Below are 13,738 nucleotides of genomic sequence, written 5' to 3'. Positions count from 1 at the left end.
TCCGCAGTGCATCTTGCCAACTACGCTGAGCAAGCCTGCTTGCTCAGCGCAGTTTCAGACCCCGCTCCGCCAATCGACGCAGCGGGCCGCCATCACAGCGCGATGCGCTTGCTGCCTTCTCGTGCCGAACGATAGATCGCGTCGACGATGCGGATGTCGCGCAGGCCTTCTTCTCCCGGCGCCCGTAGCGGCGTGCCGTTCATGATCGCCAGCGCGTCTTCGTCCATCTGCAACGCCTGCTGGTGCGGCACCTTGGCATCGAACACACGCCCGTCGCTGGCCTTGCCGGTGACGCCCTGATAGCTCTGGAACGGCGACAACTCGTACCAGCCGCGCTCGCATTCGGCGCGCAGCACATTCATGTTGGCGCCGAAGCTGGTCTTGCACGACGCACGCACGGAATTGGGGAATTCCAGCGTGAAATCCATATGTTCGTCCACTTCATCGAACAACTCGGGACGGTCGGTCCAGCGCTTGGCCGTCACCGCCAGCGGCTCGGCGCCCACCGTGTAACGCGCGGCATTGAGCGGATACACGCCCATGTCGTACATCGCACCGCCACCGAACTGGGAGCGCAAACGCCACGGGCGGTCCTCCTTGGCCGCATCGTGATAGCCGTTGTAACCGGCCTCGGCACGCACGCGCTGCATCGCACCGAACGGCTTCTCGCTGGCCATCGCAATCAGACGACGCGTATTGGGTTCGTGCTGCATGCGGTAGCCGATTGTCAGCGCCACCTTGTTGCGCTTGCAGGCCGCAATCATCGCCTCGCACTCGCCGGCATGCATCGCCATCGGCTTTTCGCACCACACGTGCTTGCCTGCGGCAGCAGCACGCACGGTCAGTGGCGCATGCAGATGCGTGGGCGTGACGATGTAGACCACATCGATTTCGTCGTTGTCGGCAATGCGATCGAAATTCTCGTAGGTGTAGACATTGCGATCGGCGATGCCGTACTTGGCCTGCCAATGCGGAATCTTTGCAGGCGTGCCGGTGACGATGCCAGCGAGCTTGCAGTGCTTGGTCAGTGCCAGACCGGGCGCGAGCTGTTCGCTGGCGTAACTGCCCAGGCCCGCCAACGCTACATTCAACGGTTTTCCCGGCTTTTTCTTCGGCACTGCCCAAGCCGGTGCCGCAAGCAGGATGCCTGCACCGCCGAAAGCAGCGAGCAAGCGGCGACGTGTGATCGATTCCACGGACATGCAAACCTCCTTCGCAAGATATGAGCGGCTAACACACCATTGCGCGCGACCGTCGGTTAGTTGCGACAACGCACGCAAACCGGAGTGTCAGTGAGTACATGCCGCATCGAGTCCAGGCGCGCCCGCGTCTCAGCAAAGCGAAGATGTGCTGGTGGCTCGTCGGCCAATGCTGCCCGCGCACCTTACTTGATCGTGCGTGATCGCCGCCATGGTCGCTGCGCACGTTCTGGCACACTGCCAACGGTCCCATCTGGAGCAAGCCGCATGATCGCTGTTGCCCGCCTGCGTTTCCTGCCGCTGGCAGCGTTGTTGTCCAGTTCGCTGGCAGGTGCTGACGATGCGCTGTTCGTCGCGCGCGATCTGATCGGCGATGGCGCATTCACCCACAATGCCGAAGGGCCGGCCGCCGGGCCGGATGGCGCGCTGTACGCGGTGAATCTGGGCAAGGACGGCACCATCGCACGCATCGCGCTGCAAGCAGATGGCAGCGCAAAGGCCGAGGTATTCGTCACCCTGCCCGCGGGCAGTGCCGGCAATGGCATCCGCTTTCGCGACGGCAGCATGTTCGTTGCCGATCACACCGGCCACAAGCTCCTGCAAGTGAACATGCACACGCGCGCGGTGAGCACATTTGCGGCATTGCCCGATGCCGATGGCCCAACGATCTGGCACTGGCGCCCGATGGCAGCTTTTACGCCAGCGACCCCAACTGGAAGGACAACAGCGGGCGCTTGTGGCACATCAGCCGCACCGGGGTGGTGCGCCTGTTGGAAGCGGGCATGACCACGCCCATCGGCCTCGACGGCAAACGGGGCTACGTCAACGCAAGCATGTCGCGCAAGGTATGGGTCTACGACCGTACTGACGATGGCGGCCTGCGCAACAAGCGCCTGCTGATCAGCTTTGCCGACTTCGGCATGGACGGCATGCGCTGCGATGCCGACGGCAATGTGTACATCGCCCGCTCCGATGCCGGGCAGATTGCAGCGGTGTCGCCGCAGGGCAAGCTGCTGCGCACAGTCGCGTTGAAGGGCCGCAAGGCCAGCAACGTTGCATTCGGCGGCGCCGATCGCCGGCAGGTGTTTGTCACCTTGCAGGACCGCGGCGCAGTTGAAATATTCAGGTCCGATCGCCGCGGGCGCGAAACCGGGCTCTGAAACTGGCGTGTGCGTCGCATTGGTTCTCAGGCCGCGCAACAGCGCCCTGGCATCCTGCAGGTCACCTGTGGAGGACTCCCCCATGCAACCGATCGAATTGAAGGACGCGGCCGCCTTTGGCAACGAATTCCTGCGCCTGACCCTGTTGCAGGGGTTTCAGTCGCTGACCAAGCGTGACCTGGAACTGCTGATCTTCGTGCTGCTCGAACGCGATGGCGCCATCTCGCGCAACAGCTCCAATGCCATGGTCGCCCTGCACTTGCGGGTGACCTCTGCCAAGGTCAAGGCATTGCGGCGCGATGGCTATGCGCGTTGGCGCTCGCTGGTGCCCGAAGAAGGCGACGCCGCGATGCAGCGCATCGTCGCAAACGTGCTCACCGAAGACAATCTGCGCTCCGGCGCAAAGCACGTCAGCGAGCGCAGCCGCAAGGAAGGATTTCTGGCGGTGCGGATCGAACATCCCGACGATGCGCAGCAGTTCGAGCAGGCCATTCTGGATGTCGGTGCGCTGCCGGTGTACGAACGCAACCGCGAAGTGGTGGCGGTGCGCTTCGACACCCTGCTGAAAATCGCCGAACGTTGGGGCTATCTGCAACCGGATCCGCAGGCCACCGTGCGCGAATTGCAGAAGCTCACGCCCACCGCGGAAGAGGTTTCGGATCTGCTCAAGAAGGACATCGCGCAACTGCGGTGGGAAGACGTGCGCCGCGCGCTCAACAGCCTCGGCGCCAAAGCCGTTGCCAGCACTGCAGAAGGTGGCTTGAAGGGCCTGCTGAAGATCGTGTTTCCATTCATCCCCGGCTGAGTGGCAGCACACGGCGGGCACTGTGCGATGCAGTGCGCAATGCCCGCCCTGCCCGCAACGACGCAACAACGCGATCAGGAATGTCTGCCCAGGTCAACCGCTCAAACGCGATATCCCCCCCGTCACCATCCACGCACTGCCGTCGCGCACGCCGCAAAGTCTCCGCCACGCTCTATGCTTGCCGGCTGTTCCGCATCAAGGGGATCTGATGACCACTCGCCGTATCGCCACACTCGTCCTGTCGCTGTCGATCTGCACTGCCACGCACGCACAGCAAGCGCCCACACCGGCAAGCAGCATGCCGCTGATCGACGCGCCCAGCGCCGTCCGCACCCAGCCGTTGTCCAGCGGCGAGGTCACCCATCAAACACAGCTGGAGCGCCCACGCGGCGAATCCAGCGTGATCGTGCGTTCGATCCAGCCCAGCAGCGTGGTCGGCAGCTACCGCATCGACTTTCAGGCCATGGACACCGATGGCGATGGCCGCATCAGCCGCGCCGAAGCGCAGGCCAACCCCGCACTGGCCGACGAATTCGACGCGCTCGACGTCCGCCACGGCGGCTTTCTGACCCGTGAACAGCTCGCGGGCTGGCTGATTCAGTAATCTGCATGAATCGTTGAAACCGCATGGGCACGGCTGTCCTACGCAGCCGCGCACCGCGGTTCGCATCACGCCATCGCCCCCTCTTGCAGGGCCCGCTTCGGTCGGCTAGATTGTATTTAACGGATACAATTTGGATAGACCGATGAACGCTCGCCTGGCACTTGCCGCCGACCTTGGCTACCAACTGCAATTGGCCACCCTGGCCTCCAGCCACGCCGCGCGCCAGGAACTGGCCGAGCTGCACCTCACTCCGGCGCGCGTGACCGCGTTGATCCACATCCGCGACCAACCCGGTTGCGATCAGACCGAGCTGGGCAACCGCCTGCTGGTCAACCGCGCGGCCGGCATGAAGATCGCCAATGCGCTGGCCGATCAAGGCCTGATCGAACGCCTGGCCGGCCGCGACCGGCGCAGCAAGGGCCTGTATCTGACCGCCCTGGGCGAGCGCACGCTGCTGGTTGCGCAAGGCTGCCTGGCGCGCGCGGTCGAACGCACCTGCACCGGCCTGCAGGCCAGCGAGCAACAGACGCTGCTGCGCCTGCTCTGCAAATTGAACGCCAGCGCCACACTGGAACGCGCCGCCGCGCCAGACACCGCGCTGGCCGAAGAGCTCTGATCCCGCACACACACCAGCACTCTCACCATTCGAAGGAGACGCCGCTTGAACGAGCATGACGTGGTATCGGTTCGCATCGAAAACCGCATTGCCTGGGTGAAGTTCGCACGCCCCGACAAGCGCAACGCGATGAGCCCGGCGCTCAACCGCCGCATGATGGATGTGCTGGACGAGCTGGAGTTCGACGACAACGTCGGCGTGCTGGTGCTCGGCGGCGAAGGCACCGCGTGGTCGGCCGGCATGGACCTGAAAGAGTATTTCCGCGAAACCGAAGCGCAGGGCCTGCGCGGCGTGCGTCGCTCGCAGCGCGAATCGTATGGCTGGTTCCGCCGCCTGCGCTGGTATCAAAAGCCGACCATCGCCATGGTCAATGGCTGGTGCTTCGGTGGTGGCTTCGGCCCGTTGTTTGCGTGCGATCTGGCGATTGCCGCCGACGAAGCGCAGTTCGGCCTGTCGGAAATCAACTGGGGCATCCTGCCAGGCGGCGGCGTCACCAAGGTCGCCGTGGAACTGCTGTCCATGCGCGATGCGATGTGGATGACGCTGACCGGCGAAATGGTGGATGGCAAGAAGGCCGCCGAATGGCGCCTGGTCAACGAAAGCGTGCCGCTGGAACGGCTGGAAGCACGCACGCGCGAAGTGGCCGAGCTGCTGCTGCGCAAGAACCCGGTCGCATTGAAATACGCCAAGGATGCGGTGCGCCGCGTCGGCACCATGACCTACGACGAAGCCGAAGATTATCTGGTGCGCATGCAGGAAGCAGCGAACTCGTTCGACAACAACGCGCGCAAGGAAGGCATCCGTCAATTCATCGACGAGAAGAGCTACAAGCCCGGCCTGGGCGAATACGACATCAAGAAAAACAGCGCCTAAGCAAGTCCTATGGCGCCTGAAGCGATGCGTGCAGCCACGCATCGCTGGCGCTGCCAGTGGTTTTCTGCACCGAGGAGGGAGTATGGAAGCCTTATCCGCAACGCTGCGCGGGATCGCCGCGCGTGGGCCGTTGGGCCTGTTCATCGACGGCCAGTGGCGCGCAAGCACCGGCGATCGGCATGCCGATGTGATCGCACCGCACACCGAAGAGCTGCTGCTGCGCTACACCGAACCCTCGCACGCAGATACCGAAGCGGCCATCTCCGCTGCGCGCAACGCGTTCGACAGCGGCCCCTGGCCGCAGCTCTCGCCGCCCGAACGCAGCGTGGTGCTCAAGCGGGTGGCCGAACACCTGCGAGCGCGCATGCCGGAACTGGCCGACGCGTGGACGGGGCAGGTCGGCGCCACCATCGGCTTCAGCACGCGCGCCTCGCAGCAGGCACCGGATCTGTTCGACTACTACGCCGACCTGATTGCCACGCATGCCTTCGTCGAACCGCGCGTGCGCCCTAACGGCGGCCGCGTGCATGTGGTGCAGGACCCGGTGGGTGTGGTCGCCGCAATCACGCCATGGAACGCGCCACTGGTCTTGCTGTGCTACAAGGTCGCCGCCGCGCTGGCAGCCGGCTGCACGGTGGTGGCCAAGCCCTCGCCGGAAACGCCGATCGACGCCTACATCCTGTCCGAATGCATCAGCGCCGCTGGAGTCCCCGATGGCGTCTTCAATCTGCTCCCCGCCGGCCGTGAGGTGGGCGAGCAACTGATCCGCCACCCGCACGTGGACAAGGTCAGCTTCACCGGCTCCACCCAGGCAGGGCGATCGATCGGCATTGCCTGCGCCGCACGGCTGGCGCGGGTTGGACTGGAGTTGGGCGGCAAATCGGCGGCCATCGTGCTTGAAGATGCCGACCTCGCCAAAGTGCTGCCCAGTCTGGTGCCCTACTCCATGCCGATCGCCGGGCAGGTGTGCTTTTCGTTGTCGCGCGTGCTGGTACCGGCGCAGCGCCGCGAGGAAATCCTGCAGGCGTATTGCGCCGCATTGAGCACGGTGAAACTGGGCGACCCATTCGCCGCCGACACCGGCATGGGACCGCTGGCGCTGAGCCGGCAACTTGAACGCGTGCAGTCGTATATCGCGCGAGGCAACGCCGAGGGCGCGCGCCTGGTCATGGGCGGCGGCCGCCCGGCGCACCTGCCGCGTGGGTTCTTCGTCGAGCCCACCGTGTTTGCAGAGGTCACGACGGACATGACCATTGCCCGCGAGGAAATCTTCGGCCCGGTGGTGTGCTTCATCGACTACCACGACGAGGCCGATCTCATCGCCAAGGCCAACGCCAGCGACTACGGTTTGCACGGCACGATCTACAGCGAAGACGCCGAACGTGCCTATCGCATCGCACGGCGCGTGCGCAGTGGCAGTCATGCGATCAACGGCATGTGGGTCGATATCAGCATGCCGTTCGGTGGCGTCAAGCAGTCGGGCATCGGCCGCGAAGGCGGTATCGAAGGCCTGCATGCCTTCCTCGAAACCAAGACCGTGTATCTGAGCTAGTGCGCGATCGAGCCACCGTGCGATCAGCTGCGTGGTGGCAGTTTCTGCATGTCAACGACCGGCTCGCTGCTTGCTCACCGTTACCTGCGCATCGTTTACCTGCATTCGAAGCGTTCGTACCAAACGCTTTGCATCACGTTTAAACCTTCCGCATACAGCAGTCGCACTCACGCCAGTCACTCCCATCTACCGGAAGACAGCGCCATGGCCATGCCGACCGACTCGATCGCTTTCCACGCCCGTCTTTCGCCGCAACAGCTCGCCGCGCGCGATCTGTTGCTGGGTATCGAATGGACCTACGCCGAACTGGACGACCTGATCGGCCGCCTCGCCGCATTACTGCACAGGCGCGGCTGCGTCGACGGGCAACGGCTCGCGGTCCTGGCGCGCAATTCGGTCTGGCAGGTGGCGCTGCACTTCGCCTGCGGGCGGGTCGGGGCGATCTATGTGCCGCTCAACTGGCGCTTGAGTGCAAGCGAACTGGATGCCCTGCTGCAGCGCGCGGAACCGTGCCTGTTGCTGGGCGACGATGTCGCTGCCGGACGCGCGGAGGTGGAAACCCTGGCAAGCTTCGTGGCCAGCGCCGAAGCACTGGAGCCCCCCGACACGCCATGGATTCCGCCGGATCGCGTCAGCCTGATCCTGTTCACCTCCGGCACCTCCGGCCAGCCTAAAGGTGTGTTGCTGAGCGAGCAGAACCTGCAGCAGGTGGCGCACAACTTCGGCGTCACCACGCGCGTGGATGCGACCAGCAGTTTCCTGTGCGAAGCGCCGATGTTTCACATCATCGGCCTGGTCACCAATGTGCGCCCGGTGCTGGCGGTGGGTGGCTCGATCCAGGTGTCCAATGGCTTCGAGCCCAAGCGTACGCTGGGTTGGCTCGCAGACCGATCGCTGGGCATCACCCACTACGTTGGCGTGCCACAGATGATGCAGGCCTTTCGCAATCAGCCCGGTTTCGATGCCGCAGCGCTGCGGCACCTCACCGCATTGGTCAGCGGCGGCGCGCCCCATGCCAGCGACGATCTGCTCGGCTGGCTGGACGATGGCATCCCGATGGTCTGCGGCTTCGGCATGAGCGAAGCCGGCACCGTGTTCGGCATGTCGGTGAACTGCGAGGTGATCCGCAACAAGCTCGGCGCGGTCGGCATTGCCTCGCCAGCGGTGCAGACCCGCGTGGTCGATGGCAATGGCGACGACTGCGCGGTGGGTGTTCCCGGCGAGCTGTTGTTGCGCGGCCCCAATCTCAGCCCCGGTTACTGGCGCGACCCGCAGGCCAGCGCCGAGGTACTCGATGGCCAGGGATGGTTCCGCACCGGCGATATCGTGCAGCGCGATGCCGACGGCTTCTTCTGGGTGGTCGACCGCAAGAAGGACATGTTCATTTCAGGCGGCGAAAATGTGTACCCGGCAGAGATCGAGGCGGTGCTTGCCGATCACCCGGAGATCCGCGAGTGCGCGGTGGTCGGCATGGCCGACCCGCAATGGGGCGAGGTGGGCTATCTGGCGATCGTTCCGGCCGATGAGGCGCCGGACCTGGAACAGATCCGCAGCTATCTGATCGAACGATTGGCCAAGTACAAAGTGCCCAAACACCTGCGCGTGGTCGATGCGTTGCCGCGCACGGCGACCGGCAAATTGCAGAAAGGGCGCTTGAAGGACGTATTGGCCAATGAGGCTTGACGCGCATCGCACCGACCTACCTGCGCGACCCGAACAGCGCAACGGGCAGCGTGGGCTGCCCGTCGTTTGCTTTCTACACGTTGTCCAATGTGTCAAACAGCCATGCGCTGGACGCCCGTTGATCGTTGGTGCAAATCATCCTGAGCAGCGAGGCAGCGCTCAGGCTTTACCCAAAATCATGCAGACGCATCCAGCAACAAATCGTCTTCGCCAACGCGGTCGTCCACCCACACCGCGCCCTGTTCGGCCATGAGTGCGAGCTGGTTCTCCAGCTCGCGCATCAGCAAACGCACGCCGGGTTTGTGGATTGCGCTGCCGTCGCGGTAGATCACACCGCCCGCGCGTGCCTGCGAGGGCTGCTGCAGCTGAAACGCACGTAACTCGCCACGTGCGATATCCCCGGCCACCATCATGCTCGGCATCACCGCGATGCTGTCGGTACCGAGCAGAATTTCGCGAGTGAAACTGGCCGAGCTGGAACGCAACTGGTCGCGCGTTGCCAGGCCGTGTTCGCGCATCACCTGTGCCACGTCGCGTTCCACATGCTGGCTCAGGGTCGGCAGCACCTGCCGGTACGCCGCAGCTTCGGCAATGCGCACCGGGCCATTGGCGAACAACGGATGGTCGCTGCGCGCCACCAGCGCAATCGGATCCTGGTACAGCACCTTGCGGATCAGCGCGTCGTAACGGGCCAGCGGATACAGCCGCCCCACCACCAGGTCGATCTCGTTGCCGGCCAGCTTGGGCAACAATTCATCGGTGCGGCCGTGCAGCAGGCGCACCCGCAGCGTGGGTTCGGCGCGATACAACGCAGCCAGCACCGCTGGCAGCAAGCCGCTGGCCGCCACCGGCAACGCGCCCACGGTGATCGTGAGCGCATCGTCCTGCAGCAGCCCTTCGAAGGTGTCCTGCGCGCGGCGTAACTGGCCCAGCACTACGTGCGCGGTCTGCACCAGCACCTCGCCCATCGCATTGGGGCGCACGCCGCGCGAGTGCCGCTCGAACAACGGCGCGCCGACGATCTCTTCGATCTCCTGCAAGGCGCGTGTGAGCGCGGGTTGGGTGACATTCAAAACGCGTGAGGCGCGTAGCAGGCTTTTCTGCCGGTCCAGCGCCTCGATGACACGTAGATGCCGGACCTTGATGCGGTGTTCGAAGAACACGGAGGACATGGTCATGGGGGTAGGCCTTACGTTGGGAAGTCGGTTAACGCGGCGAGGCGGCGCACAGCTGCCGCGGGCAGCTCAGCGCGCATCGGGCACACGCCGCGTCTGCATGAAGTCTTCGAACGATTCGCCGCGCATGATCGCGTAGACCTGCAGATTGGTCATACGCACCACGCGCGCGAATTTTTCGATGACGAAGAAATTGGCGCCGTACTGCACCAGCCCGAGCCAGTCGCGCGCACGGATCAGCGCCTTCTCCTGCTCGGTGAGTTCGGCTTCCTGCATCAGGACTTCCGCATCCTGTAAAAAACGATCGCGCCATGGGGCGCGGATCATGTGCCAGAAAAACCGATTGAGGCGCAGCGCACGATTGCTGGTGCGCAGATCGAACAGATACGTGCCGCCGATCTGCTCCATGCCATGGGTTTGCGGATTCATCAGCAGCTCCTCATGCCGCGTCGGCAGTGCGTGCGAGCAGCTCGGCCGAACGCGGCGCGCCGGCCGCTTCTTCGCCCGGCTCGTACAGCACCACGGTCATCGCGGTGGTGGTCATCAGGTAGTAGTTCTGATGCAGCTTGCGGATCGGCCCGTCGAGGGCGCCGCGCATCGCCAGCCACATGATCTGCTCCACGCTCTCTGCACCGCCCAGGCGTACGTAGTCGGTGTGGGTGAGATCTGTCAGCGTTTCCGGCGCGTGCTGGAAGCGGTCCAGAAACTCCATGTCCCACTCGGTGTTGTTGAAGCCGGTGCGCTCGCCATGGATCTGATGCGATAGCCCGCCGGTGCCAACCACTACCACCCTGAGATCTTGCGGGTAAGACTCGATCGCACGACGCACCGCCTGGCCCAGGCGGTAGCAACGGCGTGCCGTCGGCAGCGGGTATTGCAGGACGTTGATCGCAATCGGCACCACCGTGCCCGGCCAGTCCGGCACATGCGGCCACAGCAGCGGCAGCGGAGCCGCGCAGCCGTGGTCGATGGGCTTGTCCTGAAACACCGTCAGATCGAATTCGTCGTTGACCAGGCACTCGGCGATATGCGCTTGCAGCTGCACATCGCCGCGGATCGCAGGCAGGTTACGCAGGCCTGCGCCTTCGTCGGCAACCGGAAAGCGCTCGCCGACGCCCAGCGCGAAGGTCGGATACAGATCAAAGAAAAAGGTCGTGCAGTGGTCGTTGTAGAAGAACACCAGCACGTCGGCCCGCTGTTCGGCCAGCCACTCAGCCACCGGCGTGTAGCCGTCGAACAACGGCTTCCACACCGGATCCTGTTGCTTGCCCTTGTCGTAGGCCACGCCGATGGTGGGAACGTGCGAGGTTCCGATGCCGCCGATGATGCTAGCCATGCTTTGCTCCTGCGACGCACCGCCACCAGCAAAAGGCAGCGCGCACGCCATTGATTGAGTCAGGATCGACGATGCAATGGATCCCAACACGGACGACCAACCACTCCGGATCGCCAAAACGGTATCCTTGGGATCCAAATTGCCATCAAGCGACCTCATCTGCAAGGTTTTTATACAAATAATTGCGAGTTTTCCCCCTTCGAAGGAACGTGCGCTGCAGTACGGCGCGAGAGAATGGAGCCAATGGCGAACACCCACCGATTGCAAGCGGTACAGCAGCTACGCGAATTGATCCTGTGCGGCACCTTTGCCCCCGGCGAGCGCATCACCGAGGCGGCCCTGGCCGAGCGCCTGGCCATTTCGCGCACGCCCATTCGCCAGGCGCTGCCGGCGTTATGCCAGGAGGGCCTGTTGGTGCAGGTCGGTAACCGTGGCTATGCGATACGGCGCTTCAGCCAGCAGGAAAGCCTGGATGCCCTGGCGGTGCGTGCGCTGATGGAGGGCATGGCAGCGCGCACGGTGGCCGAACAGGGCGCATCGGCCACCTTGCTCTCCACCCTGCGTGATTGTCTGTGCGAAGGCGACCGGCTGTTTGCCAAGCGCAGCCTTGATGCCGGCGACGAGCAGACCTACGGCGCGATCAATGCCCGCTTCCATCGCGCCATCGTGGTGGCGGCCAACAAACCGATCCTTACCGAGACCGTGGACCGCTGCACGCTGGTGCCGTTCGTCAGCCCGGTCAACGTGGTGTTCGGTCAGCGCACTGCCACGCTTGCTTATGACGACCTCTATTACGGGCACCGCCAGCATGGTGCGATCGTCGCGGCTATCGAGCAACGCGATGGCGCACGTGCGGAATTGCTGTTCCGCGAACATGCCAATACGCAGCGGCACAGCATGGGCCTGTGATGCCTCGTGGGTGCACGGGGCCGCGCGCCGAATAAAGGGACTGGCATCGGGCATCGATGTACGTGAAGCGGATGTCGGTCGTACCTGCGACGCATGACCACGCATACAGCAAGACATGGCGCCATTCGACCATGCACGCCGACCAAGACGATCGGCGTGCATGCCGCCTTGCTTGCGCTATAGCGAGTGCACGAACATCAGGTTGAAGGTGTTTCCGGCTACCGAGTTCTTGACCTCGACCGGCAGGTAGACATTAAAATTGAGCACGTTCTTCGCGTCCAACCGCCACGAAAGCCCTGGCCCCATGTAGAACTGTGTGCGTTTGCTGTCGGGCACGCGCTGGCCATTGGTCCGGTTATCTTGCAGCTGCTGTAGGTAGAAGCCGTTGACACCGACCCGCAGCTGCTCGGTCACCTTGACCGAGCTGGCAAAATTCAGCCACGCCAGATCGCCTGCCTGGCCGTTGCGGAACTGGAAACCAGGAATTGGCGGCACTCCACCGGCACGGTCGGTGCGGAAGTTGTACATGTAATGCAGCCGCATGCTGACCTCCCAGTTATCGGTGGGCTGTACCGTAAATGCCCAATGCGGCGAGAACGACCAGTAGCCGGTGCTCTGGTTGATCGCGATGTCGCGATCGAACTTGCCCACCGGTGCAAATGCCACCAGGGCGAAGCGCTGAAACAGCAAGATCCGGTCGTTGCGCATCACCGGCGGCATCTGCAACGCCGCCCCGATCGCGATATCGCCAATGCCGAATCCGTTGTCGCTCAACCGCACCGGGCTGTCGGCGGCAAACGAGGCATTCTGGTTGACCAGCGGCACGATGGCGTCGACGGAAATCGTGCCACCCAGCCATTTGTAGGGCGTCACGTAGATAAGCTGGGTCAGCGCTGCCGAGCTGCTGATCTTCGGATCGCGAAACGCCGGCGAATCTTTGCCTTGCGCATCCAGCACGGCATTCAGGTGTGCATGGCGCAGATATTCGATCACCGTCCAACCAGGTTGGGTGGAACCAAAACCATCGAAAAAACTGGTGCCACCCAGGTTGATGCCTTGCGGCACCGGAACTGTGTCAGGCACGGCTTGTGCGGAGGCCGCCGCCGGCGCCAGCGCACCCAGCAGCAGAGTCAAGCTGCCGGCGCGCAGGCGATGCGACCGGAGCGATGAGCGACGACGAGCAACAAACGAACATGCGCGTTCCACTAGGCGATTCTCCAACGAAGATGGGCGATTGAGGCAACGCGACTTGGGGGAGAGCAGTGTCGAGATGCCGCCTGTCAGGGCCGGCGACATCGTTGAACAGACAGACCGCGATCAATCTCGGTCAGTGCGCCTCGACGCGCAGCAGCAATGCGCCGAGGCGTTGCTTGAACAACCATTGGTTGTCTTGGTGCACCAGCACATCGTCGAAGGTGCCGATCAGTGCAGGCGCCTGCGCCGTCCAGGGGACAGACGCGTCGGCCTGCGGTGCGCTGTAGAGCAGCACATGGCTATGCGCATGGGCCAGCGTGCTCGATTGGACGCTGACCAGGGTATTGAGCATCAAATGACAGGTGTTGCGTGGCGCGCGAGCGCGGAAAGCCTCCAAGATCGCTTCGCGTCCATGCACGGGCACGTCAGGTGCGCTCGGGCGCGCAAACACGCCATCGTCAGTAAACAATGCAGCGAGTTGCTCGTAATCGTGGCGATCGTTGTAAAGCGCAAACCGGCGGATCAATTGCTCGCAGGCAATGATGATCGATGCATCGTCGTGCATGCAGCCTCCTTGAAGTCCAGCCATTACCGGTCGACGCGGTCAGCAGCTGCCGCGGCTAGGCAGACGC

13 protein-coding genes and 1 pseudogene are annotated in these 13,738 nt (G+C 63.8%); 8 read left to right on the top strand and 6 right to left on the bottom strand.

What is annotated here, in order from left to right:
• Positions 1–92: 92 nt before the first annotated feature.
• Entirely contained in the window at positions 93–1,202 is a 1,110-nt protein-coding gene (locus tag M3O59_RS04380; RefSeq protein ID WP_116906463.1) for a Gfo/Idh/MocA family protein, read from the bottom strand.
• A 264-nt stretch (positions 1,203–1,466) separates the two neighbouring features.
• On the opposite strand from M3O59_RS04380, the pseudogene M3O59_RS04375 reads away from it, so the two are divergent.
• The 7 genes and pseudogenes from M3O59_RS04375 (at position 1,467) to M3O59_RS04345 (ending at position 8,492) form a co-directional block, all read left to right on the top strand.
• Positions 1,467–2,359: pseudogene (locus tag M3O59_RS04375) on the top strand (SMP-30/gluconolactonase/LRE family protein).
• Positions 2,360–2,441: 82 nt separating this feature from the next.
• Positions 2,442–3,164, top strand: coding sequence for a hypothetical protein (locus M3O59_RS04370; RefSeq protein ID WP_064633795.1), 723 nt, complete (start codon positions 2,442–2,444; stop codon positions 3,162–3,164).
• A 208-nt stretch (positions 3,165–3,372) separates the two neighbouring features.
• Positions 3,373–3,768 (top strand): EF-hand domain-containing protein, encoded by a 396-nt coding sequence (locus M3O59_RS04365; protein ID WP_064633793.1) that lies wholly within the window; start codon positions 3,373–3,375, stop codon positions 3,766–3,768.
• A gap of 142 nt (positions 3,769–3,910) precedes the next feature.
• Positions 3,911–4,384, top strand: a complete 474-nt coding sequence (locus M3O59_RS04360; protein ID WP_064633791.1) for a MarR family winged helix-turn-helix transcriptional regulator — start codon at positions 3,911–3,913, stop codon at positions 4,382–4,384.
• A 45-nt stretch (positions 4,385–4,429) separates the two neighbouring features.
• Positions 4,430–5,257: a p-hydroxycinnamoyl CoA hydratase/lyase gene (locus M3O59_RS04355; RefSeq protein WP_064633788.1), complete on the top strand. Its 828-nt coding sequence runs from the start codon at positions 4,430–4,432 to the stop codon at positions 5,255–5,257.
• A gap of 82 nt (positions 5,258–5,339) precedes the next feature.
• Positions 5,340–6,809: an aldehyde dehydrogenase gene (locus tag M3O59_RS04350; protein WP_116906462.1), complete on the top strand. Its 1,470-nt coding sequence runs from the start codon at positions 5,340–5,342 to the stop codon at positions 6,807–6,809.
• Between the two features lie 204 nt (positions 6,810–7,013).
• Positions 7,014–8,492, top strand: a complete 1,479-nt coding sequence (locus M3O59_RS04345) for an AMP-binding protein (RefSeq protein ID WP_064633784.1) — start codon at positions 7,014–7,016, stop codon at positions 8,490–8,492.
• Positions 8,493–8,668: 176 nt separating this feature from the next.
• Here the strand turns inward: M3O59_RS04345 and M3O59_RS04340 are convergent, their stop codons facing one another.
• The 3 genes from M3O59_RS04340 to M3O59_RS04330 form a co-directional block, all read right to left on the bottom strand.
• Positions 8,669–9,670, bottom strand: a complete 1,002-nt coding sequence (locus M3O59_RS04340) for a LysR substrate-binding domain-containing protein (RefSeq protein WP_064633782.1) — start codon at positions 9,668–9,670, stop codon at positions 8,669–8,671.
• Between the two features lie 66 nt (positions 9,671–9,736).
• The gene (locus tag M3O59_RS04335) at positions 9,737–10,096 is read right to left on the bottom strand and encodes a protocatechuate 3,4-dioxygenase (RefSeq protein WP_064633780.1); all 360 of its coding nucleotides are present in this window, start codon (positions 10,094–10,096) and stop codon (positions 9,737–9,739) included.
• Positions 10,097–10,106: 10 nt separating this feature from the next.
• Positions 10,107–11,003 carry a gallate dioxygenase gene (locus M3O59_RS04330; protein WP_116906471.1) on the bottom strand — a complete coding sequence of 299 codons (897 nt, stop codon included), beginning with the start codon at positions 11,001–11,003 and terminating at the stop codon, positions 10,107–10,109.
• Positions 11,004–11,237: 234 nt separating this feature from the next.
• Here M3O59_RS04330 and M3O59_RS04325 point away from each other — a divergent pair, with 234 nt between their 5' ends.
• Positions 11,238–11,912 carry a GntR family transcriptional regulator gene (locus tag M3O59_RS04325; RefSeq protein ID WP_116906461.1) on the top strand — a complete coding sequence of 225 codons (675 nt, stop codon included), beginning with the start codon at positions 11,238–11,240 and terminating at the stop codon, positions 11,910–11,912.
• Positions 11,913–12,089: 177 nt separating this feature from the next.
• Here the strand turns inward: M3O59_RS04325 and M3O59_RS04320 are convergent, their stop codons facing one another.
• Positions 12,090–13,037: a SphA family protein gene (locus M3O59_RS04320; protein ID WP_239687011.1), complete on the bottom strand. Its 948-nt coding sequence runs from the start codon at positions 13,035–13,037 to the stop codon at positions 12,090–12,092.
• Positions 13,038–13,239: 202 nt separating this feature from the next.
• Positions 13,240–13,671 carry a nuclear transport factor 2 family protein gene (locus tag M3O59_RS04315; protein WP_064633776.1) on the bottom strand — a complete coding sequence of 144 codons (432 nt, stop codon included), beginning with the start codon at positions 13,669–13,671 and terminating at the stop codon, positions 13,240–13,242.
• Positions 13,672–13,738: the final 67 nt, after the last annotated feature.

Origin of the sequence: Xanthomonas nasturtii (assembly GCF_023337365.3) — a bacterium.
In the GTDB taxonomy this organism is placed as follows: Bacteria; Pseudomonadota; Gammaproteobacteria; order Xanthomonadales; family Xanthomonadaceae; genus Xanthomonas; species Xanthomonas nasturtii.
This window is presented reverse-complemented; position numbering and strand designations above follow the sequence as displayed.

What these genes read in the sequence shown, in the direction of transcription:
- M3O59_RS04360 (WP_064633791.1), top strand. Translation starts at nt 3,911, where the DNA reads ATGAACGCTCGCCTGGCACTTGCCGCCGACCTTGGCTACCAACTGCAA.
- M3O59_RS04315 (WP_064633776.1), bottom strand. Translation starts at nt 13,671, where the DNA reads ATGCACGACGATGCATCGATCATCATTGCCTGCGAGCAATTGATCCGC.
- M3O59_RS04350 (WP_116906462.1), top strand. Translation starts at nt 5,340, where the DNA reads ATGGAAGCCTTATCCGCAACGCTGCGCGGGATCGCCGCGCGTGGGCCG.
- M3O59_RS04345 (WP_064633784.1), top strand. Translation starts at nt 7,014, where the DNA reads ATGGCCATGCCGACCGACTCGATCGCTTTCCACGCCCGTCTTTCGCCG.
- M3O59_RS04340 (WP_064633782.1), bottom strand. Translation starts at nt 9,670, where the DNA reads ATGACCATGTCCTCCGTGTTCTTCGAACACCGCATCAAGGTCCGGCAT.
- M3O59_RS04380 (WP_116906463.1), bottom strand. Translation starts at nt 1,202, where the DNA reads ATGTCCGTGGAATCGATCACACGTCGCCGCTTGCTCGCTGCTTTCGGC.
- M3O59_RS04325 (WP_116906461.1), top strand. Translation starts at nt 11,238, where the DNA reads ATGGAGCCAATGGCGAACACCCACCGATTGCAAGCGGTACAGCAGCTA.
- M3O59_RS04370 (WP_064633795.1), top strand. Translation starts at nt 2,442, where the DNA reads ATGCAACCGATCGAATTGAAGGACGCGGCCGCCTTTGGCAACGAATTC.
- M3O59_RS04335 (WP_064633780.1), bottom strand. Translation starts at nt 10,096, where the DNA reads ATGAATCCGCAAACCCATGGCATGGAGCAGATCGGCGGCACGTATCTG.
- M3O59_RS04330 (WP_116906471.1), bottom strand. Translation starts at nt 11,003, where the DNA reads ATGGCTAGCATCATCGGCGGCATCGGAACCTCGCACGTTCCCACCATC.
- M3O59_RS04365 (WP_064633793.1), top strand. Translation starts at nt 3,373, where the DNA reads ATGACCACTCGCCGTATCGCCACACTCGTCCTGTCGCTGTCGATCTGC.